Raw genomic sequence first — 21,695 nt, 5'->3', positions numbered from 1 at the left:
GCCGATTGGTTATCTTACTCTAAAAATGTTCTCAATGTGTCTTTTTTCTGCAAGTATTTACCAAAAAAAAGGAGAAAAATTTTGCCAATTTTAATTTAAAATTTCATGTTTTTAACATCTTTATAACTTAATTTCAGCTTGACTGTTATTGGAGAGATACTTCTGATGAATTCTGCAAAAATGTATCTGTAACAGACTCTACAAAGGGCCTGCCATTAATGCAGCTTGCACTGTTTCTCCGATAGACTGGGCTAAAGACCAAGATGTTTCTACCTGCCCCAAAGGTTCCATTGGAATCAAAATACTCACGCCCACCCAAGGAGTGCGTTGCTTACGCCATTGTGCTGATTGATCTGCCAAAAACCAGTTTAAAGGTGATGGATTTCCGCCGTCTGGCATAGCGTACCATTGCAAAACAGCAAAGGTTTGCTGTGGTGTGGAGGCGCGAAAGAACCTAGCTTCTACTTTATTTTTGACATTAGAAGTTAAATTTGCGGGCGGTTTCACAGTAAATTCAGCAGAGCGATATTGAGCTACATCCCACTTTCCCCAACGTGACCTTCCCCAGCCGTTAACGTCTGTCCACTCTACCTGTGGTTGATCCATAGGCCCATTTTGCGGCAGTAAAAGCAGGATTGCCTGGGATTGGGAACCTTCTTTTTTAATTACCTGCAAAGACCATTTATGTTCGCCAATTTGCTGTTCTGCTTGTTCACTAGTTTGCCAACCAGGAAGGGTTAAACCAGTTTTGCGGATTTGCCTTAATTCGTTGAGGGTAGTAACAGGTGGCGGCTGTTTCCATTGCCACTGTCCTGTCAGATATCCGGGAATTCCTCCCATCGCCAACAGCAATAGCAATAACAAAAGTGCTGCTACCTGACTCAATTGGTTTTCCTTGAAAAACTTAGAGAAGGAAATCATCAGTAAAAATTGTAATACTTAGGCAAAATTTTACTTTATAAAATCACACCATGAGTTCAGTAATATTTATGACTTACGCATCAGCGACAAAAAATTAAGGGAATGGGCAGAAATCAATTCAAAATTCAAATAGGACTTACGCAAAATGACACGCTGTAGGGGCAATTCATGAATTGCCCCTACCTGAAAATCACGGTTTCGGCTATTATTTGCGTAAGTCCTGTCAAAATTCAAAAAAAGACTGGGGGAGATGTAGCTTTAGCTTCCCGCAGGGTGGGAGATGAGAGGGATGGGAAAATCTCAATGCCCTTTAGGAGTGCTGAGTGCCGAGTGCTGAGTAGCGAGTTGGGAATCTCACTTCTTTACTCAGAACTCGGAACTCGGAACGGGCTAAACCATAGCTATCCGCTAACGGAACTGTTTTTGCCCAATGCCCAGTGATTCTAACTTTCTCCTTCTTGCTGAGTTTCTAGAGATGCTGAGAAATAGCTATTAATCCAATTCAGTAAGGGCACTAATGACACCAGCATACAAGCAGAGTAAAGATCACCGCCCCAACCCTCATGCAGCCATATAAAAGCTGCTTCTTGACCTGTGCCGTGAAAGAAAGTCAGTAAAGTATTACGAATGATATTTGCAATAATACTAATTATCACAGCAATAGATAAAAAGGACATAGTTGTGCGGCGTGAAGACAAAGAGCCTGTCCAATAAAGCAGCATCAAGCCGACGTAGAGAGTAGTAAACAGCATTTTCAGCCCTGCACAATAGGGGGCGACTTCCACAATCCGTCCTCCCACGTAGAGATTTATCTCATCTACAATTACTTCCATACCAAATTGATTGAGTATAAAGCCTGCCGTACCAGCGATGAAGCTTTGAAGGGGCAAGGTATAGGGAGCAATAAGGTAGGGTACTGCGGTTGGGGTTGCCAGAAATACTAGTAGCAGGGGAAATCCTTGCGATCGCAAACCCGACATTCCCTTATACCACAGGCACAATCCTGCCAGAATAACGGGTAAGGAAAGGTTAACCCACTCTGTAACACCACTAAGATAGAATACTGCCCCTAATGACAAGAAAACAGCGCCTAAAGGATGGATCGTATCTGGCAAGCGGTTCCATTTTTTCCGGTTCATCCAGCCTATATAAGCAGCAAATGGTATACCAATAATCCCGTGGCTGAAATATTCGTGTTCTGTACTGATATTTTTATGCAGCCAACCATTTAACCAGTGTAACAATATAGGACTATAAAGCAGTAGCAAAACGCCCAAAATGGCTAGATTTAATAAGCCTGAGGCGTTTCTGTTTTTAACTTGTTGCTGGAGTGCCATGATTTTAAGTAATTTAAAAACTGTCAGTAATTAAGTCCTAGAGGGTGAGATGTTTCTGTCATTGAATTAACTTCAGACTACCACGCTGCCAAGGTCAGTAGGTAAGGGTTCATTTGCCTGAGAAATTGTTGAGACTGCATGAGCGATCGCTGCTACAACTTCTTTGATTTGGCTACTGTTCAAACCAGGATACATCGGTAATGATAATATTTGCTTTGACAACTTCTCTGCTTGAGGGAAATCTCCAGGCTGATAGCCTAAGTTAGTGAATGCTGGCTGGAGATGACAAGGAATTGGGTAATGAATGCCAGTTTGAATTCCCACTGCTGTTAGGTGTTCCTGGATCTGTTGACGTTCTATAGGGCAAGAATCATCAACTCTGATGACATAAAGATGATAAACGTGTCCTGTACCACTTTGGTTTTCTAGAGGAAATATCCCAGCAGATGCTAAGGGTGCTAGTTCGTTATCATACTCTTGAGCAATACTCAGGCGATCGCGATTCCACTTGGTTAAATATGGTAGCTTTTGGTGCAAGACAGCCGCTTGCAAAGTATCCAAACGGCTATTCGTACCTGATTCAGTATGAAAATACTTTTGCGATGCACCATAATTTCGCAAGCGCATCATTTTCTGAGCTACATCTAAATCTCGTGTCAGCAGCATTCCCCCATCTCCAAAGGCTCCCAAATTTTTGCTGGGATAAAAACTAAAAGCTGCTGCTATTCCTACTGAACCAGCGTAATATCCATCTCTTTGAGCGAGGTGTGCTTGTGCTGCATCTTCAAAAATTAGGATTTTGTAGGTATCGGCAAATTTCAATAGATCGCGTGGTGATACCATCTGACCATAAAGATGTACAGGAATAATTGCTTTGGTATGAGGCGTAATTGCCTTTGCTGCTGCCTCTAAGTCAATTAAAGCTGTTTGGCGATCGCAATCTACCAAAACAGGTTTAGCGCCAGAACGTAGCACCCCAATCAACGTTGCTACAAAAGTGTTTGTTGGTAAAATAACTTCATCGCCAGCCCCAATATTACACGCTTGTAATCCGAGAGCGATCGCATCTGTTCCTGATGCAACACCAACTCCATATTCTGTCCCACACACTGCCGCAAATGCTGCTTCAAAATCTGAGAGTGCTTGCCCTAAAATAAAATCTCCCTGTTCCAATACAGATTGGATTGCATGTTGCAGCTCCATTTGAATTGGTTCGTGTTGTAACTTCAGGTCTACAAAAGGAACTTTAATAGTCATTTTATTCATTACCAATTGTCCTCAAAACTTAAATATCAAAAAATTCTGCTTTACAAAATTTAATCTATTTTTGCTTTAACAGTAAAGTTTAGGTTGATTATATTTATGAAAAAAATACTAATTTTGTCATAAACAATGATTAATTTGGGGATTTTTCACGTAATTTGGTGCTGTTATCCCTAACTACAATGTTTTCCTATCATGGCAAAAAATAGAAAAGTCTGCACAATTTTCGGCATAAAATTGCAAGAGGTTTAATCTATCGGATAGAAAATTAGATAAACTATCTAGTACCGCTACGCAAAATTTGTAATTATGCTCGTACTCCTACGGGGAAAGAAGCTCCGCGCAATGTGCCGTTTTGTATTATTACCCTTAGCGTTAGCTTACCCTGGCTGAATCAAAATCTAACGCAGTTTGATTGCAAAATTTCAAGCAATAAAGGCTACACCAGTTCTAAATAAAGAATATCCAGCACCAGTCACTACTAACTAGTAGATACCGCATTGCCGACTTAATTGAAGGTGTAAAAAACTTTTGTCCCAAACTTGTTTGTCAGAGGCAAAATTAGGGAATGCTTAAAAATAGGAATTGATAACCTAGAAATAGGGCTTGTATCAATTGCAGTATCAAGAAATTATTAAGGTAGCAGTGGCAATGGTAGAGCCTGAAAACAAATTATTTGCCCTAAAGGATGGTTGGACTTCTCACGAGACAAGAGAACAACAACGCCTGAAAGCTTTGTCAGATTTAGGTTTGCGGCAATCAGAAACGATTCCGGTTTTTGAAGAAGCCACACAGACTGCTGCCCATTTTTTGGAAGCACCAATTTCCATATTGGGATTTGTAGATCAAGAACGCCATTGGTTCAAGTCGGCGGTGGGCTTATCTAGGCTGGGACTCATGAATAATTTGGCACAAAACCGCCAACTTTTACGCCGCGAATCCTTTTGCACCCAGGTAGTAGAGAGCTTTCAAATATTCGTAATTAATGATACACATAAACTTACAGATCCAGTACTTGCTAGCAGCAAATTGGTACAGGATTATGGCATTCGTGCTTACTTGGGAGCGCCATTAATTGATGCTGAGGGACATTGCTTGGGTGCATTGGCGGTGATGGATTTAGCGCCACGCAATTTTACAACCCGAGACATTGAGTTTTTACAAATCATAGCTCGTTGGAGCATGAGTGAATTTGAGCGTAACCGACTCCTGCAAGGGAGACTTGAATCAAGCACTCCGATATTTTCACTCAATGATGAGCGTAACGCTGAGAATAGAATCACCCCACCCACTGCTACTAAAGATAGCGACTCTATTTCTACCAAGCAACTGAAACTGGAACTTTTGGGTCAGCTAACTCAGGAGTTACGCACGCCCTTAACATCTGTACTCGGTATGGCTAGTGTTTTAGGACGTGAGATTTATGGGCCGTTGACGACTAAGCAAAGAGAATATTTGGAAATTATCCAACACAGTGGTCGGTACTTGCTTTCCCTAGTAAACGAAATTACCGAACTAGGAGTTATGGATGAAAACTCAACTGTGCTGAATCTAGCTCCAGTGGATATTGAAATGCTGTGTCAACAAGCTATCAATACCTTAGAAGAAGTAGCTAATCGCCGCGAACAAGATATTCGCCTGTCTATAGAACCAGGACGCAATCGCATTTGGACTTTAGATAAAGACAAGGTGCGGCAAATTCTGTATCATCTAGTTTTCAGTGTGGTTCAACTTTCGGCCACAGGTAGCATTGTTCGCATTCATGTCTCTTACAAGGAAGATACGCTCAACATTACTATTTGGGTTTCCCATCCGTGGCTTGGGGACGGTATAACTGAGGTTGATCCCTACTTCCGTCTCAATTCTTTGTCGCTGTTGGAGCTAACAGGTGAAGTAGCAACTTACAATACTCTTACAGGAAGCCAAGAACAATCAGCTACTTCATCAGTAGCAGTGGAAGATTCAAAAAACTTGAGTGATTCCCACTCAAAATTCTTTGCTGCTAGTTCAGGTATAAATTTAGTAAAATCACCTGGAAGTCTTTCTCGTGAAAGCTTAGGTCTATTGCTAAGTTGTCAACTGGCAGAATTGCATGGGGGACAAATTTTGATTCAAGGTTCACCAGAACCAGGATATCGTTATGTGCTTTCTTTGCCACTGCAACTGATGACTCCTACACAAGGAAATAGCGATGTCTGATGACAGTCAATAGGGGAAAAGTTACAGGTTAGAGGTGATAGGGAAAGATAAATTCATGCTTTGTTGTGTACTCAGTATATGAAGGGCTGTCTTGAATCTGAAGTACTTTTGGCTTAAAGGTAGTGGCTGATAGCTATGAATAACAGCACCATCACTAAGAAAGCAATCTAGATTATTACCTTTTTCTCGTCATACGCATTATGATCAATTCCAAGTTCTGCGTCGGCAGGCTAATTGCTCGCAATGTTTTTTATGAATTTAGTCTGGCAACGGTTTACTTTATCATATTTACCGCTCAAAGAATATCTTGCTACCAGTTACGTACACCGCTCTCTGGTGGGGCTGTTAAGTTCTTGGCGCCAAACTAGCATCTTGATCCAGTGGGGAGATGCGATCGCATCTGCTTTACTGAGCTTAGTATATGCCCTTGCACCTTTTGCTTCAAGTACGTTAGTGGGTTTGTTGCTGGTGGCTTGTGTAGGATTTTGGCTGCTGTTGACTTTATCTGATGAACCAGCCCTAACAAATATCTCGTCAGTCACTCCCATTCACCTACTGGTATTGCTCTACTGGGGAATTGCCGCAGTAGCAACAGCATTATCACCAGTGAAAAAGGCGGCACTCAACGACTTGGCAACGTTGACTTTGTATTTGCTACTATTTGCCCTTTGTGCCAGGGTACTGAGGTCGCCTCGCCTCCGGTCTTGGATTATCATCCTTTACCTGCACGTATCGTTAATTGTCAGCGTGTATGGGTTACGGCAATGGTTTTTTGGAGCCACGGCGCTCGCAACTTGGGTTGACCCACAATCTCCTTTATCTAAAACTACAAGAGTCTACAGTTATTTAGGCAATCCTAACTTGTTGGCTGGATACCTCCTACCAGCAGTAATTTTTAGCTTAGTGGCAATTTTTGCATGGCAAACTTGGCTCAAAAAAGCTTTAGCATTAACGATGCTGATTGTCAATACTGCTTGCCTGGTTTTGACTTTTAGTCGTGGTGGCTGGATTGGACTAGTGGTAGCAGTTTTAGCAGTGATGGCATTGCTAGTTTATTGGAAAAGCGTGGAAATGCCTCCTTTTTGGCGTACTTGGTTACTGCCGATTGTTTTAGGAGGCTTGATTGGGGTATTGGTGCTAGCGGTGATATTTGTAGAGCCAGTCCGGCTGCGCGTGTTCAGTATTTTTGCTGATCGCAAAGATAGCAGTAATAATTTTCGCCGAAATGTGTGGGATGCTGTCTTTGAGATGATTCGCGATCGCCCGATTTTCGGCATTGGCCCTGGTCACAACTCTTTTAATCAAATTTATCCCCTCTACCAACGTCCTCGTTACACTGCTTTGAGTGCCTATTCGATTTTTTTAGAGGTGGTTGTAGAAACTGGTTTTGTTGGTTTAGCCTTCTTTATTTGGCTACTAATTGTAACATTTAATACGGCATTCCTGGAAGTGCGACGATTACGACAATCCAGAAGTCTAGAAGGATTTTGGCTAATTGGAGCGATCGCTACTTTGCTGGGTATGATAGCTCATGGCACTGTCGATACTGTTTGGTATCGTCCCGAAGTTAATACTCTCTGGTGGCTTATGGTTGCCTTAATTGCCAGCTACTGGACACCTTTAGCTCCAAAACAGACAAATTCGATTAACTCAGAACGAGCAGTAAACTAATACCAAGAAGTCGTCAGTTGTTTCACTAGTGACAACTGACAACCAATAATTTTTGAATGAGTAAATTTTGAATTGTTTAATCTTTGTATGTAGTAGCCCCAGTAGCATTGGGGTCGCGGTAACGAGCTGGTTCGTCGTCACGCTTTCTCCCAGCTAAACCAGCTAAACCCAATAAACCAACTAATCCCAGCCAACCCCAATCAAAGTCGTTGCGATCGTCGTTAATGGTTGTCGTTGGAGTAGTATTTACTCCAGGGTCAGTAGTAGTAGTCGTCTGAGCTTGTGCGGATAGAGTTAAAGGCAAAATTCCCATACTCAAGGTGAGAATGCCAGCGCCAACAGCTGCGGTGAAATTACGTTTCATTGTGAAAGTTCCTTATAACATTCCGAAGTTACTCACCACTATATCGAGTCCCGACGTTAGCAAAATCAATCTATGGCCATAAACTAGGCATTTTCACAACTCACGCTGTGGATATAAAATATGCTTTTTACAGCAATCCATTTCTCACCCTAGTGTGGTAGTTTGGTGACACTAACCCTCACCTCAATAGTTTTTCATCGCCCGTTGAATGTCACGTTGGTCTTGGCGTCGTTTCAGGTCTTCTCGCTTATCGTAGAGCTTTTTACCTTTGCCAAGGGCTATACTCACTTTTACCCAGCCTCGTTTGAGATACATTTTCAAGGGGATTAAAGTTAAACCCTGCTGTTCGACTTTGCCAATTAGCTTGCGGAGTTCTTGGCGATGCAACAGCAGCTTGCGTGTACGGCGTGGTTCATGATTAAAATATTGTCCACTAGCGGTATAAGGCGAGATATGCACATTGATCAACCATGCTTCACCATTACGAAGCAAAGCATAGCCATCTTGGAGATTGACTTTACCTGCACGAATTGACTTCACCTCGGTTCCTGTTAATTCAATTCCAGCTTCATAAGTTTCCAGAATTTCATACAAATAACGGGCTTGACGGTTGTCGCTAATAACTTTGTAACCTTCGTTCTTGTCGCTCATTGATAATTTGTGTGCTTTAAATGTACCTAAAAAACTATTTGGATTAGCTTGTAAATTATAGGGTGTATCTTAGAACCGCTATCAATGCTGAACCATATATCACTAATTTAGCTTTTCTAAGTTCGTAATTAAAACTTTTCTGGCAACTTTAAGTTACCTGACACTAATAATCATTAGTGATAGGCTAGGGAATTATCACAAAGAGAGAATTCTGAGCGGAGGCTTCCGACGCTCAATAGTGCTTGTTCTTATTGATGAGTTGTTACAAATTACAAAGCTCTCTATGCCTCCCAAGCAGAGGGAGTCAAAGGTGAGTTACACTTCGTTAACCTGTCCTAAATATTTAAGATTTTCTTTATAAATAAGCCTTGAGGCAGTTATTAGCTGCTCATCCTGTCATAGTATGAAACATAGGAACACTATTCTTGCCTGTGTTCATTGATGGAGCACGTAGAAGCAAATTTCTAAGTAAAAAATACTAGGGGTGTATTGTCCATGCCCTTGACGATCCTTGTAGTGGATGATGATTTGGGCACTCGTCTGTCTGTTAGCGACTATCTTGAACTGTCTGGCTACTCGATGATCACGGCTAATGACGGTCAAGAGGCTTTGGTTATGGTGGATCAGCATCATCCTGATTTAATTGTCACGGATATCGTCATGCCACGGATGAATGGCTATGAATTGGTGCGTCGAGTGCGTCAACGACCAGTGTTTCGTCTATTACCTGTAATTTTATTAACAGCACGCACTAAGACGCAAGAAAGAATTCTGGGCTACCAGTCAGGGTGCGATTTATACTTGCCTAAGCCTTTTGAACTGGAAGAGTTAGCAGCAGCAATCCGCAATCTTTTGGAGCGATCGCAAATTATTCAATCAGAGTACCGCTTTTCTCATAAAGATAATTTGGGCATTTCCGCCTCGACAAAAACGGTAGACACCCATAATTCTCTGTCCACTCAAATTCACAAATCCCACTTGCATTCATCCCTCACTGATAGAGAACAGGAAGTCCTAGAGTTATTGACTCATGGTCTTTCTAATGCAGAAATGGGTCATCAGCTACACCTGAGTCCTCGAACAGTGGAAAAGTACGTTAGCAGTTTATTGAGAAAAACCTCAACCAACAACCGAGCGGAATTAGTGCGTTTTGCGATTAAGCATGGTCTAGTGGATTGACATCCTCCCCGCCGTAAACGGTCGGGGATTCCTAAGACTCACGACTTAGGTTTCTGTTTCTTTCCATTGCTGGTTTTTCGCAACTGCCCTTTAGACTCATGCCTATCAGGTCTTATGTTCGCTCCACAGACTGAAACTGCGAGTCCCGCAGCCAAAATATTCTTACTAGCGTTGATGTCTCTGTCGTGGTGTGTCCCACAGTTGGGGCAATTCCACTCTCTGATATTCAGAGGCAGTTTTTCAACAATGTGACCACAACTTCCACAGCGTTTTGAACTGGGAAACCATCGGTCAACAGACACAAAGTTACGACCATACCAATCGCACTTGTATTTAAGCTGTCTAAGCAGTTCACCCCAGCTAGCAGACGCTCGAAGACTCGCTAACGCTGCGCTATCACTAATTGAAAGAGCGAGTTTTTTGTTTTTGACCATATTCTTCACAGACAAATCTTCGACTGCAATCAATTGGTTTTCTCGAACCAGTCGGGTTGTCAATTTGTGAAGAAAATCATTACGAGCATCACTAATTTCTGCATGAACAATAGCTACTTTCAGTCTTGCCTTGTGGCGATTGTTAGATCCTTTTTTCTTGCGGCTAAGAGCAATAGTAGCTTTCCGCAATTTACGGCGTTTAGTCTTAAACGCTTGAGGATTAGCAATTTTTTCACCATTGCTCAAAGCAATCAAGCTGGTAATGCCCAAATCCAAACCAATTTGATTACCCGACTTAGGCAATGCCTCGATTGCAACATCCACCAGCATTGAAACAGTCCACCGTCCAGAGGGCGAGAGGAATACCTGAACTGTTGATGGCTCTGCACTTTCAGGAAGTTGTCGGCTCCATCGTATATCTAAAGGTTGAGCGCATTTGGCTAAAAATACTTTGCCATCTTTCCACCTGAAAGCAGCTTTAGTAAATTCAGCATTACCACCATGCCGGAGACGCTCCGCCTGCGGTGAGGAGTGAGAAGTTAACAAGATAATAGGTAAATCCTAACTCCTAACAAACGCGATTAATCGCGTCTCTACTCCTAACTCATAACTTTAGCTTATTGGTTTTTGGCTGGTAACGTATGTGAGCAGACCTTCACAAGCATCGATCAGTAAATCAATAACCTGGTTAAATCCCTCTTGACCACCGTAATAGGGGTCTGGAACTTCCTTCAAGGTGTGTCGAGAGCAAAACTCGCACATCAAACGCACTTTATGCTGATACTGCTTAGTTTGATCCAAAGTGAGGATATTTTTATAATTCTCTTGATCCATCGCTAAAATCAAATCAAAGTCTTGAAAGTCTGACTTTTGAAACTGGCGGGATCGACCACGCAGTTCAATTCCCAACTTTGTAGCAGCTGCGGCACTCATACGTCTGTCAGGTGGGTTGCCAACGTGATAACTAGATGTACCAGCAGAGTCACAAAAGATGTGTTTGCTCAGGCCAGCCTGCTCAATTAGGTGATTCATAATGTTTTCTGCCGATGGCGATCGGCAGATGTTACCTAAGCAGACAAACAGCAACTTGTAAGGCATAAATATTTATTTGTTGTCCTTAGTCATTTGTCTACAGCCATTGACCAAGAATTCATGACCCTTCAGGTGACGTTTCTACGTCGTTAACGCCAGTTGCTCATAGGGAAAACCCAGACGCTACGCGTTGCTTCGACCTAGCTAGGAGTAGCGGACTCGCTCTAAGCTTTCGCGTAGCGTCTCGTAGAGAAGCTATGCCGTTGGCGGAGCCTCTCGTTCGCGTAGCGTCTCCCCTTGGGAGAAGAAAAGGCTTTACGCTGCGTATCAGCCTTTGGTGTCTCACACACACCACTTGCTACAACGAGGGAAACCCCCGCAATGGCTCCCCCTCTCCCCAAGCTACGGTGTACACACAACTCCTAAAAACCTAACTTAATAAGGCTTTCCTCGTTCCTGGGCTGCCGCCTGGGAATGCATTCATTGAGTCTCTGGCTCAATGTCTAACTGGAGGCAGAGCCTCTAATCAGCCATTCCCATGCAGAGCATGGGAACGAGAGAACAATGGGAAATCGAGCTTTTTTCGACTTGTGTGTACACCGTAGCTCTCCCCAAGGGAGAGGCTAGCGCCTGCCGTAGGATGCCCGTTCGCGTAGGGTCTCCTTTAGGAGAAGAGCTGTAGGGAGAAGACCGCACTGGCTCATCAACGACTAATGCTTTTGACTAAAATCCAGGAAGTTCTAACCCACTGGTTAATTCTTCCATACGTTCCCGCATTGTTGCAGTGGACTTGTTGTAGGCTTCTTTCATTGCCACAGCTACGAGATCGGAAAGTACTTCTGCACCTTCTCCTAAAGCATCTGGAGAAATTTCTACCCGCTTGGGTTCTTGGTTACCACTGACAATCACCTTGACCAGACCACCGCCAGATTCTCCTTGAATCTCCATTTGCTCCAATTCTTCTTGGAGTCGCTTTGCGCCTTCTTGAACTTGCTGCGCTTTCTTAAAAGCTTCGGCCAATTCTTTCATTTTTCCTAAGCCAAAGCCGAATCCCTGTCCTTTTCCTGTCATAATTAGTTGTACGCGTGTGCGTTGAATAACAAATCAAATTCAATTATAGATGCGGTAAGTAATTTGCCTCTTTTTTTACCAATAATTAATGCTTCCTAGAATGGGCAATAGGGAGTAGAAAATATGCATTGGGGAGCCACTACGTTGGACGGGTTAAGAGGCTTGAAGCAAGTAGCATCATTGGGCATTAAACTTCTTCTCCACTATCGAGTCCCCACTTCCTAATTCCTTATTCCCTCAATTGAAAATTTTAACAAGCAGCTTGAAACTCTCCGAGCATTTTAACTTCTGCCTCTAACCGAATAGACCAACGTTCTTGTACCTGATGTTGGATGTGGCGAATGAGACAGAAGATATCGCTGGCTTTTGCCCCACCACGGTTAACGATGAAATTAGCATGGAGTAATGCTACTTGTGCTCCACCAATTTGGTAGCCTTTCAGACCAGTTTGTTCAATTAACCAACCAGCAGTGTAAGGTTTGGGATTGCGGAACACACTGCCACAACTGGGAAAGTTATATGGTTGGGTGGTCAATCGATGCTTTTTGTGTTGCTTGGTGAGCGCCACAACTTTTTCTGGGTCGGCACCTGGCGCGAGTTGTAAGGTGGCTTGGGTAACTATGGGTTGGCAACGCCTCTCCGTTGGCACATCTTCTCCATCAGGAGAAAGGGACTCGCCACCTTGCAATAATGAACTCCGGTAGCTATAACCTAGCTGATCGGGGGTAAGGGTTTCTAGTGTACCATTGGGTAAAAGTACCTGGGCACTAACTAACATATCTGCGATACAGCTATTGTGTGCCCCTGCATTCATGACGACGGCACCTCCGACTGTTCCAGGGATACCAACAGCCCATTCTAATCCTTGCCACCCCAGTGCTGCTGCCTCCCATGCCAAGCTGGGAATTGATTCTCCAGCTGCAACCGTTAATTGACCTGTTTTTGGGTCAAAATAGCTGTAGCGGAGATGACGAGTACTAATGACTAAGCCTGATATACCGCGATCGCTCACCAATAAGTTAGAACCTGCTCCCAGTGTTGTCACCGTTAAATCGCGTTCTTTTGCGTATTTAAGGCTTGCTTGCAGTGCTTCTAAGTTTCGGGGGGCAACGTACCAATCAGCTGCTCCCCCAACTCTATAGGAAGTAAACGCTGACAAAGAAGCTTGGGACTTGATCACACAATCAGTACTGGGTAAGTAAATTACTTCACTCTCCACCGAATTAGCTGTTTGGTGTTTCTTTGTATTCAAAGCAGAAACTGTGCAGACGTTTACATCTGCCTGAGAAATGCTCATCTTTACTTTAATTTTGGTAAAATTTTACATTTATTTACCGTAAAAATACGGTAATAGATTTAACTTTGGAACTGTTGCTATAAGGGCGCTTTACTCAGAAATAAAACTTCGCAAAGTTTCCACTTAGGATGTGGCTTTAGCAGGTTCGCAAAGTGTCGTCATGACTTCAGGAATTACCTGATTCAAGTTCCCAGCACCCAAAAACAACGCCAAATCTCCTGGGCGTAGTGTTTGTAGCAAGAACTCACATACTGAAGGTAAAGTTGGCTGATAAACTACCTGCGGATGCTGTTTAGCAATTTCCGCCGCTAGCTGTTCACCAGTAATTTGCCCTAAATTAGGTTCACCTGCACTGTAAATATCAGTCAGCACCACCAAATCAGCATGAGTAAAGGACTGGGCAAATTCTTCTAAAAAGGTAAGTGTACGGCTATAGCGATGGGGTTGGAAGATGGCAACTACTCTTTGCCCTGGTCTTGCCTGTAAACGTGCGGCGGCCAGAGTAACACGAATCTCGCTGGGATGATGAGCATAGTCATCAATGAAGGTAATGCCATCAACTTCACCACAGAACTCGAAGCGGCGTCTGGCTCCTTCAAAGGTAGCGATACCTTTGGCAATTGCTCCAAATTCTAAGCCCAGAGCGCGACCAACTGCCACTGCTGCCAAGGCATTACTGAGATTGTGCCGACTGAGCAGCCGCAAGTTCAACACGCCCAAAGCTTTGCCTCTTTCCCATACTAAAGCTGTGGTGCCATCAGCACGATAATCAACATTAGTAACGGTGTAGTCAGCGTCGGTATCTGAGTGTAAGCTGTAGCTGATTGTAGGTTGCAAGCGATCGCGCACTGTAGCACAGTCAATGCTACCTATTAACGTTTTACAACCCTTAGCAAATGTCTGGAAGATGTCAATTACTTCTTCTAATGTATCGTAATGGTCAGGATGATCGAGTTCAATATTGGTAATGATGCCAATTTCGGGAGCATGTTTTACCAGAGAACCATCTGATTCATCTGCCTCGGCTACCAAATATTGGCTTTGTCCCAATCGAGCATTACCTTCCCAAGCATTAACTTCGCCACCTACTAAAATCGTTGGGTCTAGACCTGCTTCCAGAAGCATATAACCGATCATGCTACTGGTTGTAGTTTTGCCGTGTGTTCCTGCCACTGCAATACTGTAGTAATCAGCAATTAAGGCTGCTAGTACATCTGAACGATGTAAGATTGGACAACCTAATTCCAGCGCTGCTTTATATTCTAAATTATTCGTGTTAATTGCTGTTGAACAAATGACTTGAGGCAGTTTTGAGTTAGTAGCAACAGGTAATTGTTCTGGTGAATTTAATACTACTGTATTCGCTAATACTTGAGGGCGAAAGAATTCAAGATTGCTTGCCTCTTGTCTATCAAAAATATGAGCACCGATAGATTCCAATTTGTGCGTAATGTGGTTTGGACGAAGATCCGAACCTGATACTGGAAATTGACGCTTAGTGAGAACGTATGCCAGAGCAGACATACCTATGCCACCGATGCCAATGAAATGAAATGGTCTACCACTAAAATCTACAGAATTACTCATTTATTGTTCCTCTTACACCACACCACACCATAATCACAAATGACACGCGTATCATAACAGGAATTTGATTTTTACCGTAACTACTCCTGTATCATGTTTATGTTTGATGCCCAAATGATGTTTCTGCTCTGGTTTTCCTTGTTCAAAATGATTTTACCTTGGTTAAAGGTTTTTGCTATTTCTGAACTGTTCTTAAGATTATTCTGAAAGTTTTGGTCGCATCGGGAAAGAAATTCTTGTAATGTCAAATACATATTTTTGGTTACCTTACTGGAGTTGACTACGATAGTACATTGTTAATGAAACTGATTTTAAATTGCATCAAGTCTAAGCGTGAATTGAGTACAATAGTACATTAGTAATGAAACTATTTTTCAATCGCATAAAACCCAGGCATAACTGGATGCAGCAACTAGCAATTTTTGGTGGCACATTTGATCCAATTCATTGGGGACACCTGCTCGTAGCCGAGACAGCTTTGCATCAAGTATCCCTCGAAAAGGTAATTTGGATGCCATCTTTAAATCCTCCTCACAAAAAAGCAGCTTTGTTTGAGCATCGTGTCAAAATGCTGCAATTAGCCATTAAAGATAACCCAGCCTTTACTGTCTCACGAGTGGAGGCAAATCGCTCTGGGACTTCCTATGCCATTAACGCGCTGTTCGACTTATCTGCTTCTTACCCAAATACTCACTGGTACTGGATTATGGGCTTGGATACTTTCCAAACCTTACCTCGTTGGTATCGTGGACACGAACTAGCACAAATGTGTGATTGGTTAATCGCACCCCGACTGCTAGGTGGTGAGACTATAACTCAAAGCAAATTAATCTGCAAGCAAGTGGAGCAACAACTCAGGGAGCAGTCAGATACCATTCACTGGCAACTCTTGAATATACCTTTAGTAGGGGTTTCGTCAAGTCTAATTCGCAAATTGTGCCGCGATAACTTCCTCAATACCAAGGGCGATCGCCAGTCAATTCGTTATTTAGTCCCGGAATCGGTTAGATTATATATCATTAACAACAATCTTTACTCCCCCGAATCTGAATAAATTGTGTGTTTTTTTATGGACACAACACTTTCTGGTTATAAGTACTTCCCCCCTTTGCGATATGATTGGGGTCAATGATATCAACATATAAGCATAAATACAGAGGGCAAGACACTGTGATTAGAGTTGCAATCAACGGTTTCGGGCGGATTGGACGTAACTTTGCGCGTTGCTGGGTGGGTAGAGAGAATAGTAAAATCGATCTTGTCGCTATTAATGACACATCAGATCCTAGAACCAATGCTCACCTGCTGAAGTATGACTCAATGCTAGGGAAGATCAAGGGTGCTGAGATTAGTGCCGATGATAACTCCATTCTCATTAATGGCAAGACCGTTAAATGCGTATCCGATCGCAATCCAGAAAACTTGCCCTGGAAAGATTGGGGAATTGACCTAATTATCGAAGCAACCGGGGTGTTTACTAGCAAGGAAGGAGCGCTCAAGCATGTGAATGCTGGAGCCAAGAAAGTTCTGATTACCGCTCCTGGTAAAAACGAGGATGGCACTTTTGTGATGGGTGTGAATCATCACGACTATGACCACAACATACACCACATTATCAGTAACGCTAGCTGTACTACCAACTGCTTGGCACCGATTGCCAAGGTGTTGAACGATAAATTTGGCATCATCAAAGGCACGATGACCACTACCCATAGTTATACAGGTGACCAGCGCTTGCTAGACGCTTCTCACCGGGATTTGCGACGGGCGAGGGCAGCAGCAATCAATATTGTACCCACCTCCACTGGCGCGGCAAAGGCAGTAGCGCTGGTTATCCCAGAGCTTAAAGGTAAGCTAAATGGTGTTGCCTTACGCGTACCGACCCCGAACGTCTCAATGGTAGATTTCGTAGTTCAGGTTGAGAAGCGTACTATTACGGAAGAAGTTAACCAAGCTCTTAAAGATGCTGCTGAAGGTTCACTCAAAGGCATTTTGGATTATAGCGAACTAGAATTGGTATCTTCCGATTATCAAGGTCATGATGCTTCTTCAATTGTTGATGCTAACTTGACTTTGGTCTTGGGTAATGATCTAGTAAAAGTTATGGCGTGGTATGACAACGAGTGGGGTTACAGCCAACGAGTTTTGGATTTGGCTGAATTGGTAGCTGAAAAGTGGGTTTAATTAAAAACAGGACTTACGCAGACAATAGCCAAAACACTGATTTTCAGGTAGGGGCAATTCATGAATTGCCCCTACGGCGTATAGTTTTGCGTAAGTCCTAAAAAAGTTAGGAGTTAGGAGTTAGGAGTTAGGAGTTAAAACTTCTAACTATTGAAGTGTTGAAATCCCTGGCTAAGACTTAGAACTTGGTCAGGGAATTTTTTTTGTTCGTCGTGCAATAATACTGTTGAGCCGGATGTAATGCTGCCCACGATCGCAGCACCTTCACCAAGATGTTGTACTAAAGCTGATGCTAACTCTTGTGGCAAACACAGCACTAATTCAAAGTCTTCGCCACCGTATAGAGCATATTCTAGCGCTTGCTCTTGTGTCAGCCAATGGTTAAAAGTTTTTGGTACAGGAATTTGTCTGCGTTCTAAGACAGCACCAACGCCACTGGCGCGGCAGATTTGGATAATCGCATCTGCCAAACCATCGCTGCTATCCATACCAGCAACGGGCATGGGGCATGGGGATGTTAAGATTTTCCAGAGGATTGGTAAGACATCTAATCGTGGATGTGGGCGTTGGTGTGCGCGGATTAGAGCCGTGCGTTCTGCGTCGTTGAGGTTTTGTCCCAATTCAGGATGTAAGAGCAGTTCTAAGCCAGCGTGAGAGGCTCCATGCACGCCTGTAACGACGATCGCATCCCCGACAACAGCAGCAGAACGGCGGATAATTTGACTGGGGTTAACTTGACCAAAAGCGGTAATTGCCAGAGTAGTAACAGGCGATCGCACAATATCACCCCCGACAATTGAGGTATTGTATTTTTGCAGGCATTCTGTCATTCCCTGGTATAGTCGCTCCACCCAACTCACCTTAACTTCACCAGGGAGTCCCAACCCGACAGTGATTCCCAATGGCGAAGCGCCCATTGCTGCTAAATCTGATAAATTGGCAGCAGCAGCTCGCCAACCAGCATCTTCTGGGGAAGTGGTGACGTTGCTAAAATGTACGCCATCAACTAGCACATCTGTTGTTACTACCAAAGATTGCTCTGGTGCAGTCTCAAACACTGCTGCATCATCTCCAATCATTTCTGGAGGACAGAAGCGCTGTAATCTTTCCAAAAGACCTTGTTCACCAATGTCTTTTACTTGTAGAGCAGATAATTCACTGTTCACAATCGGTTTTCCGGGTTGCAAAATTATAAGAAAACTGATGATTTATTTTACTGTTTAAGATAAAGGTATCGTTTAGGAGACAGTTGGCATGGTCAGTACACCAGTAACCAGCATCACCTTTGAAGAGTACTTAATCTATGATGATGGCAGTGATTTCCATTATGAACTGGTGGATGGCAAGCTAGAGCTAATGAACCCACCTACTATTCAACATTTTCTGATTGTCGATTTTTTAGATACTACCTTGAAAGCAGAAATCAAACGTCGTAGTTCTCCTTGGCTGTGTTTTCGGGAAAGTGGGGTGAGAACGGGTAGAAATAAATCTAGGTTGACTGATTTGTGTGTAGTAACACTGGAGCAAGCTAGAGAATTGTTGAATGCCTCAGCAGTATTTCAGTCACCGCCGTTATTAATTGTCGAGGTGGTTAGTCCAGAATCGGTGAAAAGGGATTATCGCCATAAGCGATCTGAATATGCGGCTTTAGAGGTTTCTGAATATTGGATTGTAGACTCACTGAAAGGAAAAATTTCGGTGTTACTACTGGAAGATGGATTTTACGAAGAAACAGTTTTTACCGAAACTCAGAAAATTGTATCACGGACTTTTCCCGAATTAGCGATCGCTGTTGATCAGGTATTTACTGCCGGGAATCTAAGTCACGGGAGTTAGAAGTTAGGAGTTAGATTTAAGATAAGGGTATCGTTTAGGAGACAGTTGGCATGGTCAGTACACCAGTAACCAGCATCACCTTTGAAGAGTACTTAATCTCTGATGATGGCAACGGTTTCCACTATGAACTAGTGGATGGCAAGTTAGAACTTATGAACCCACCTACTATCGAACATTTCCTGATTGCTAAATTTATTGAGCAAGAGCTAGATGCAGAAATCAAGCGTTGTAGTTCTCCTTGGCTCTGTTTTCGGGAAAGTGGGGTGAGAACGGGTAGAAATAAATCTAGGTTGACTGATTTGTGTGTAGTTACACTGGAGCAAGCTAGAGAATTGTTGAATGCCTCAGCAGTATTTCAGTCACCGCCATTACTAATTGTGGAGGTGGTCAGTCCAGAATCTGTGAAACGGGATTATCGCCATAAGCGATCTGAATATGCAGCCTTAGAGGTTCCTGAATATTGGATTGTAGACCCACTGAAAGCAAAAATTTCGGTGTTACTACTGGAAGATGGGTTTTACGAAGAAACAGTTTTTACCGCTACTCAGAAAATTGTATCACGGACTTTTCCCGAATTAGCGATCGCTGTTGAGCAGGTATTTACCGCCGGGAATCTGAGTCAGGGGAGTTAGGAGTTAGAAGTTAGTAATTGTTCTCCCCCTGCCTCCCCTGCTCTCTTTGATGATTATGCAGCTTGCGGCTCAATCAGATTTTCTATTCCCTGAACCACAGTTGCCGATTCAATTTTGTCACCCGCCTTTAGTTTATCCAAAACTTCTTTGCCCTCAGTGAGATAGCCAAAAACGGCATAACGACCATCCAATAGGTTGCGTCCGGCGGGGGTGAGTTCCGGTTCAAATAGGAAGAAGAAAAATTGCGATGAACCTCCATTCACTTCACTTTCGGGACGAGCCATTACCACTGCACCAAAAGCAGAGAAAGGCAGAACTGGCATATCAACGTAACGACCAGCTTCTTCTAGAGTAATGCCATAGGTGGGTGCTTTATCGCCCTCCACCAAGACTTCTAAGGGAATCGCGCGATATTTGCCCGTTGTTGGATCAATGAAACCCACGTCTTTTCCAGAGGGATCTCCAGTTTGCAGAAAGTAAGATTCTTCAGAACGGGTAAATTCTAAGCCATTATAAAAACCCCTCTGTACCAAATCGACAAAATTACCAGCAGTGACAGGGGCACTGTAACCGTCCACTACAAGGGTCAAATTGCCTTTGTTAGTTTTAAACTCTACAGTGGCACGACCTTTAAGTTGGGGTAAGTTACTGTACTGAGCAGGTACTTCAAAGGGGAATTTTTTCACCATTGACTCTTCTAGCTGAGTAACGAGATTTAGCAGTTTACCTCTCTCTTGCAGGATGTTTTCTTTATCTTTGCTGTTCGCTAATTCTTGCAGTTTACCCACGCCAGATTTTAACTCGTTAATCCAAACTTCGGCTTGGGGTTGGCGGTCTTCAAGAACGCTTGTTAAGATTTGAGAAGGTTTATCGAGAATGCGGGATGCTTTGCTGATGTCTTTGGAAATAGCACCCCACCGCCGATTTGCCCGGAGTTGGGCAGAAATATCTTCTAAACTGGCTTGTAGTTGCCGCACAGGTTTGTTATCTATCGGGAGTGCATACCGCAACAGCGCTCTGCCGTCAGTAATTGCATTGCCAGCTGGCAGCGCGGCGCTACTGAAGGGAGTCCACCCAACTGTAGTTATGCCTAAAAATATTGTTACCAGCAGTATTGCCATTAGGCTGTTCTTCAGCCAGGATTTTAATAAGTTAAGCATGGGATAACTCAAATGCAGCATTAAATTGTTGACTGGATGTAACCCATCAATAATCTTCCCACAGCATGAGTGCTGAGTCTTGAGTGCTGAGTGAAAAGAAATGCAAGTGCAGGGAGTGGGGAGTAAGAATTTTAGATTTTAGATTTTGGATTTTAGATTTAAATTTAATCCAAAATCGTCAATCCAAAATCCAAAATTGAATTGCCCAATGACTAATGACTAATGACTAAATAGCTAATTACCCCGCTTGAGGGGTACAATAAGTGCCGATTGTCTTTCAAAACTTGAAAGTTTCATGATCTCCAGTAACGATTTTCGATCCGGTGTTTCAATTGTATTAGATGGGTCTGTATGGCGAGTGATCGAATTCCTCCACGTCAAGCCAGGCAAAGGTTCCGCTTTTGTACGAACTAAGTTAAAAAATGTCCAGACTGGGAACGTGATGGAAAAAACGTTCCGAGCAGGGGAATCGCTGCCGCAAGCTACCCTAGAAAAAAGCACGATGCAGCATACCTATAAAGAGGGCGATGATTTCGTCTTTATGGATATGGAAACCTACGAAGAAGGCAGATTGACTCGCGCACAAATTGGCGATCGCGTCAAATACCTTAAGGAAGGTATGGAAGCCGAAGTTATTCGTTGGGGCGAACAGGTGCTAGGAGTAGAATTGCCTAAGTCTGTGGTTCTGGAAATTGTCGAAACAGATCCAGGTTTAAAAGGTGACACTGCTACAGGTGGCTCAAAACCAGCAACTCTGGAAACTGGTGCAGTTGTGATGGTTCCTCTGTTTATTTCCCAAGGAGAACGCATCCGAGTTGATACTCAGGAAGATAAATATATCAGCAGGGAATAACTTTCATCTCTACGGAGATATTTG

Annotated in this window: 20 protein-coding genes; 8 read left to right on the top strand and 12 right to left on the bottom strand. The window is 43.2% G+C overall.

Going from position 1 to position 21,695, the window contains the following annotated elements; all coding sequences use genetic code 11:
* Positions 1-198 precede the first annotated feature (198 nt).
* The 3 genes from F8S12_RS14955 to F8S12_RS14940 form a co-directional block, all read right to left on the bottom strand.
* Positions 199-921 carry a cyanoexosortase B system-associated protein gene (locus tag F8S12_RS14955; RefSeq protein ID WP_196516589.1) on the bottom strand — a complete coding sequence of 241 codons (723 nt, stop codon included), beginning with the start codon at positions 919-921 and terminating at the stop codon, positions 199-201.
* Between the two features lie 443 nt (positions 922-1,364).
* Positions 1,365-2,258, bottom strand: coding sequence for a cyanoexosortase B (gene crtB, locus F8S12_RS14945; protein ID WP_196516587.1), 894 nt, complete (start codon positions 2,256-2,258; stop codon positions 1,365-1,367).
* A 72-nt stretch (positions 2,259-2,330) separates the two neighbouring features.
* Positions 2,331-3,515, bottom strand: a complete 1,185-nt coding sequence (locus F8S12_RS14940; RefSeq protein ID WP_196516598.1) for a DegT/DnrJ/EryC1/StrS family aminotransferase — start codon at positions 3,513-3,515, stop codon at positions 2,331-2,333.
* Positions 3,516-4,172: 657 nt separating this feature from the next.
* Here F8S12_RS14940 and F8S12_RS14935 point away from each other — a divergent pair.
* Together F8S12_RS14935 and F8S12_RS14930 are read left to right on the top strand one after the other, a co-directional pair.
* Entirely contained in the window at positions 4,173-5,720 is a 1,548-nt protein-coding gene (locus F8S12_RS14935; RefSeq protein ID WP_196516597.1) for a GAF domain-containing sensor histidine kinase, read from the top strand.
* 252 nt (positions 5,721-5,972) lie between these two features.
* A complete protein-coding gene (locus tag F8S12_RS14930; RefSeq protein WP_196516586.1) occupies positions 5,973-7,391 on the top strand; it encodes an IctB family putative bicarbonate transporter in 1,419 nt (472 codons plus the stop codon).
* A gap of 76 nt (positions 7,392-7,467) precedes the next feature.
* Here the strand turns inward: F8S12_RS14930 and F8S12_RS14925 are convergent, their stop codons facing one another.
* Together F8S12_RS14925 and smpB are read right to left on the bottom strand one after the other, a co-directional pair.
* Positions 7,468-7,755 (bottom strand): WGxxGxxG family protein, encoded by a 288-nt coding sequence (locus F8S12_RS14925; protein ID WP_196516585.1) that lies wholly within the window; start codon positions 7,753-7,755, stop codon positions 7,468-7,470.
* Positions 7,756-7,938: 183 nt separating this feature from the next.
* Positions 7,939-8,406, bottom strand: coding sequence for an SsrA-binding protein SmpB (smpB, locus tag F8S12_RS14920; protein WP_196516584.1), 468 nt, complete (start codon positions 8,404-8,406; stop codon positions 7,939-7,941).
* A gap of 495 nt (positions 8,407-8,901) precedes the next feature.
* On the opposite strand from smpB, the gene F8S12_RS14915 reads away from it, so the two are divergent.
* Positions 8,902-9,585 (top strand): response regulator transcription factor, encoded by a 684-nt coding sequence (locus F8S12_RS14915; protein WP_196516583.1) that lies wholly within the window; start codon positions 8,902-8,904, stop codon positions 9,583-9,585.
* 38 nt (positions 9,586-9,623) lie between these two features.
* On the opposite strand, the gene F8S12_RS14910 is transcribed toward F8S12_RS14915, so the two are convergent.
* The 5 genes from F8S12_RS14910 to murC all read right to left on the bottom strand — a co-directional run bounded on the left by F8S12_RS14910 (position 9,624) and on the right by murC (position 15,006).
* Positions 9,624-10,565 (bottom strand): RNA-guided endonuclease InsQ/TnpB family protein, encoded by a 942-nt coding sequence (locus F8S12_RS14910; RefSeq protein WP_230967973.1) that lies wholly within the window; start codon positions 10,563-10,565, stop codon positions 9,624-9,626.
* Positions 10,566-10,631: 66 nt separating this feature from the next.
* Positions 10,632-11,117, bottom strand: a complete 486-nt coding sequence (locus F8S12_RS14905) for a low molecular weight protein-tyrosine-phosphatase (RefSeq protein WP_196516582.1) — start codon at positions 11,115-11,117, stop codon at positions 10,632-10,634.
* Between the two features lie 657 nt (positions 11,118-11,774).
* Positions 11,775-12,122 carry a YbaB/EbfC family nucleoid-associated protein gene (locus tag F8S12_RS14900; protein WP_196516581.1) on the bottom strand — a complete coding sequence of 116 codons (348 nt, stop codon included), beginning with the start codon at positions 12,120-12,122 and terminating at the stop codon, positions 11,775-11,777.
* 250 nt (positions 12,123-12,372) lie between these two features.
* Positions 12,373-13,419 carry a UDP-N-acetylmuramate dehydrogenase gene (murB, locus tag F8S12_RS14895; protein WP_196516580.1) on the bottom strand — a complete coding sequence of 349 codons (1,047 nt, stop codon included), beginning with the start codon at positions 13,417-13,419 and terminating at the stop codon, positions 12,373-12,375.
* Positions 13,420-13,542: 123 nt separating this feature from the next.
* Positions 13,543-15,006 (bottom strand): UDP-N-acetylmuramate--L-alanine ligase, encoded by a 1,464-nt coding sequence (gene murC, locus F8S12_RS14890; protein WP_196516579.1) that lies wholly within the window; start codon positions 15,004-15,006, stop codon positions 13,543-13,545.
* A gap of 403 nt (positions 15,007-15,409) precedes the next feature.
* Between murC and nadD the strand changes: the two genes are divergently transcribed.
* Together nadD and F8S12_RS14880 are read left to right on the top strand one after the other, a co-directional pair.
* Positions 15,410-16,060, top strand: a complete 651-nt coding sequence (gene nadD, locus F8S12_RS14885) for a nicotinate (nicotinamide) nucleotide adenylyltransferase (RefSeq protein WP_196516596.1) — start codon at positions 15,410-15,412, stop codon at positions 16,058-16,060.
* 116 nt (positions 16,061-16,176) lie between these two features.
* Positions 16,177-17,190: a type I glyceraldehyde-3-phosphate dehydrogenase gene (locus tag F8S12_RS14880; RefSeq protein WP_196516578.1), complete on the top strand. Its 1,014-nt coding sequence runs from the start codon at positions 16,177-16,179 to the stop codon at positions 17,188-17,190.
* A gap of 143 nt (positions 17,191-17,333) precedes the next feature.
* On the opposite strand, the gene thiL is transcribed toward F8S12_RS14880, so the two are convergent.
* On the bottom strand, positions 17,334-18,356 hold the full coding sequence (gene thiL / locus F8S12_RS14875) for a thiamine-phosphate kinase (RefSeq protein WP_196516577.1): 1,023 nt from the start codon (positions 18,354-18,356) through the stop codon (positions 17,334-17,336).
* Between the two features lie 88 nt (positions 18,357-18,444).
* Here thiL and F8S12_RS14870 point away from each other — a divergent pair, with 88 nt between their 5' ends.
* Both F8S12_RS14870 and F8S12_RS14865 read left to right on the top strand, forming a co-directional pair.
* The gene (locus F8S12_RS14870) at positions 18,445-19,026 is read left to right on the top strand and encodes a Uma2 family endonuclease (RefSeq protein ID WP_196516576.1); all 582 of its coding nucleotides are present in this window, start codon (positions 18,445-18,447) and stop codon (positions 19,024-19,026) included.
* 50 nt (positions 19,027-19,076) lie between these two features.
* Entirely contained in the window at positions 19,077-19,658 is a 582-nt protein-coding gene (locus F8S12_RS14865; RefSeq protein ID WP_196516575.1) for a Uma2 family endonuclease, read from the top strand.
* A gap of 53 nt (positions 19,659-19,711) precedes the next feature.
* Here F8S12_RS14865 and F8S12_RS14860 read toward each other — a convergent pair whose 3' ends face one another.
* Entirely contained in the window at positions 19,712-20,818 is a 1,107-nt protein-coding gene (locus F8S12_RS14860) for a peptidylprolyl isomerase (protein WP_196516574.1), read from the bottom strand.
* A 295-nt stretch (positions 20,819-21,113) separates the two neighbouring features.
* Between F8S12_RS14860 and efp the strand changes: the two genes are divergently transcribed.
* Positions 21,114-21,671 carry an elongation factor P gene (gene efp / locus F8S12_RS14855; RefSeq protein WP_196516573.1) on the top strand — a complete coding sequence of 186 codons (558 nt, stop codon included), beginning with the start codon at positions 21,114-21,116 and terminating at the stop codon, positions 21,669-21,671.
* Positions 21,672-21,695 lie beyond the last annotated feature (24 nt).

This window comes from Nostoc sp. WHI (genome assembly GCF_015714725.1).
Taxonomy (GTDB): Bacteria; Cyanobacteriota; Cyanobacteriia; order Cyanobacteriales; family Nostocaceae; genus Nostoc.
Note: the sequence above shows the minus strand (reverse complement) of the source record. Positions and strands in the feature narration are given on the sequence as shown.

Coding starts and splice junctions, on each gene's coding strand:
- F8S12_RS14955 (WP_196516589.1), bottom strand. CDS start 921: ATGATTTCCTTCTCTAAGTTTTTCAAGGAAAACCAATTGAGTCAGGTA.
- crtB (WP_196516587.1), bottom strand. CDS start 2,258: ATGGCACTCCAGCAACAAGTTAAAAACAGAAACGCCTCAGGCTTATTA.
- F8S12_RS14940 (WP_196516598.1), bottom strand. CDS start 3,515: ATGACTATTAAAGTTCCTTTTGTAGACCTGAAGTTACAACACGAACCA.
- F8S12_RS14935 (WP_196516597.1), top strand. CDS start 4,173: ATGGTAGAGCCTGAAAACAAATTATTTGCCCTAAAGGATGGTTGGACT.
- F8S12_RS14930 (WP_196516586.1), top strand. CDS start 5,973: ATGAATTTAGTCTGGCAACGGTTTACTTTATCATATTTACCGCTCAAA.
- F8S12_RS14925 (WP_196516585.1), bottom strand. CDS start 7,755: ATGAAACGTAATTTCACCGCAGCTGTTGGCGCTGGCATTCTCACCTTG.
- smpB (WP_196516584.1), bottom strand. CDS start 8,406: ATGAGCGACAAGAACGAAGGTTACAAAGTTATTAGCGACAACCGTCAA.
- F8S12_RS14915 (WP_196516583.1), top strand. CDS start 8,902: ATGCCCTTGACGATCCTTGTAGTGGATGATGATTTGGGCACTCGTCTG.
- F8S12_RS14905 (WP_196516582.1), bottom strand. CDS start 11,117: ATGCCTTACAAGTTGCTGTTTGTCTGCTTAGGTAACATCTGCCGATCG.
- F8S12_RS14900 (WP_196516581.1), bottom strand. CDS start 12,122: ATGACAGGAAAAGGACAGGGATTCGGCTTTGGCTTAGGAAAAATGAAA.
- murB (WP_196516580.1), bottom strand. CDS start 13,419: ATGAGCATTTCTCAGGCAGATGTAAACGTCTGCACAGTTTCTGCTTTG.
- murC (WP_196516579.1), bottom strand. CDS start 15,006: ATGAGTAATTCTGTAGATTTTAGTGGTAGACCATTTCATTTCATTGGC.
- nadD (WP_196516596.1), top strand. CDS start 15,410: ATGCAGCAACTAGCAATTTTTGGTGGCACATTTGATCCAATTCATTGG.
- F8S12_RS14870 (WP_196516576.1), top strand. CDS start 18,445: ATGGTCAGTACACCAGTAACCAGCATCACCTTTGAAGAGTACTTAATC.
- F8S12_RS14865 (WP_196516575.1), top strand. CDS start 19,077: ATGGTCAGTACACCAGTAACCAGCATCACCTTTGAAGAGTACTTAATC.
- F8S12_RS14860 (WP_196516574.1), bottom strand. CDS start 20,818: ATGCTTAACTTATTAAAATCCTGGCTGAAGAACAGCCTAATGGCAATA.
- efp (WP_196516573.1), top strand. CDS start 21,114: ATGATCTCCAGTAACGATTTTCGATCCGGTGTTTCAATTGTATTAGAT.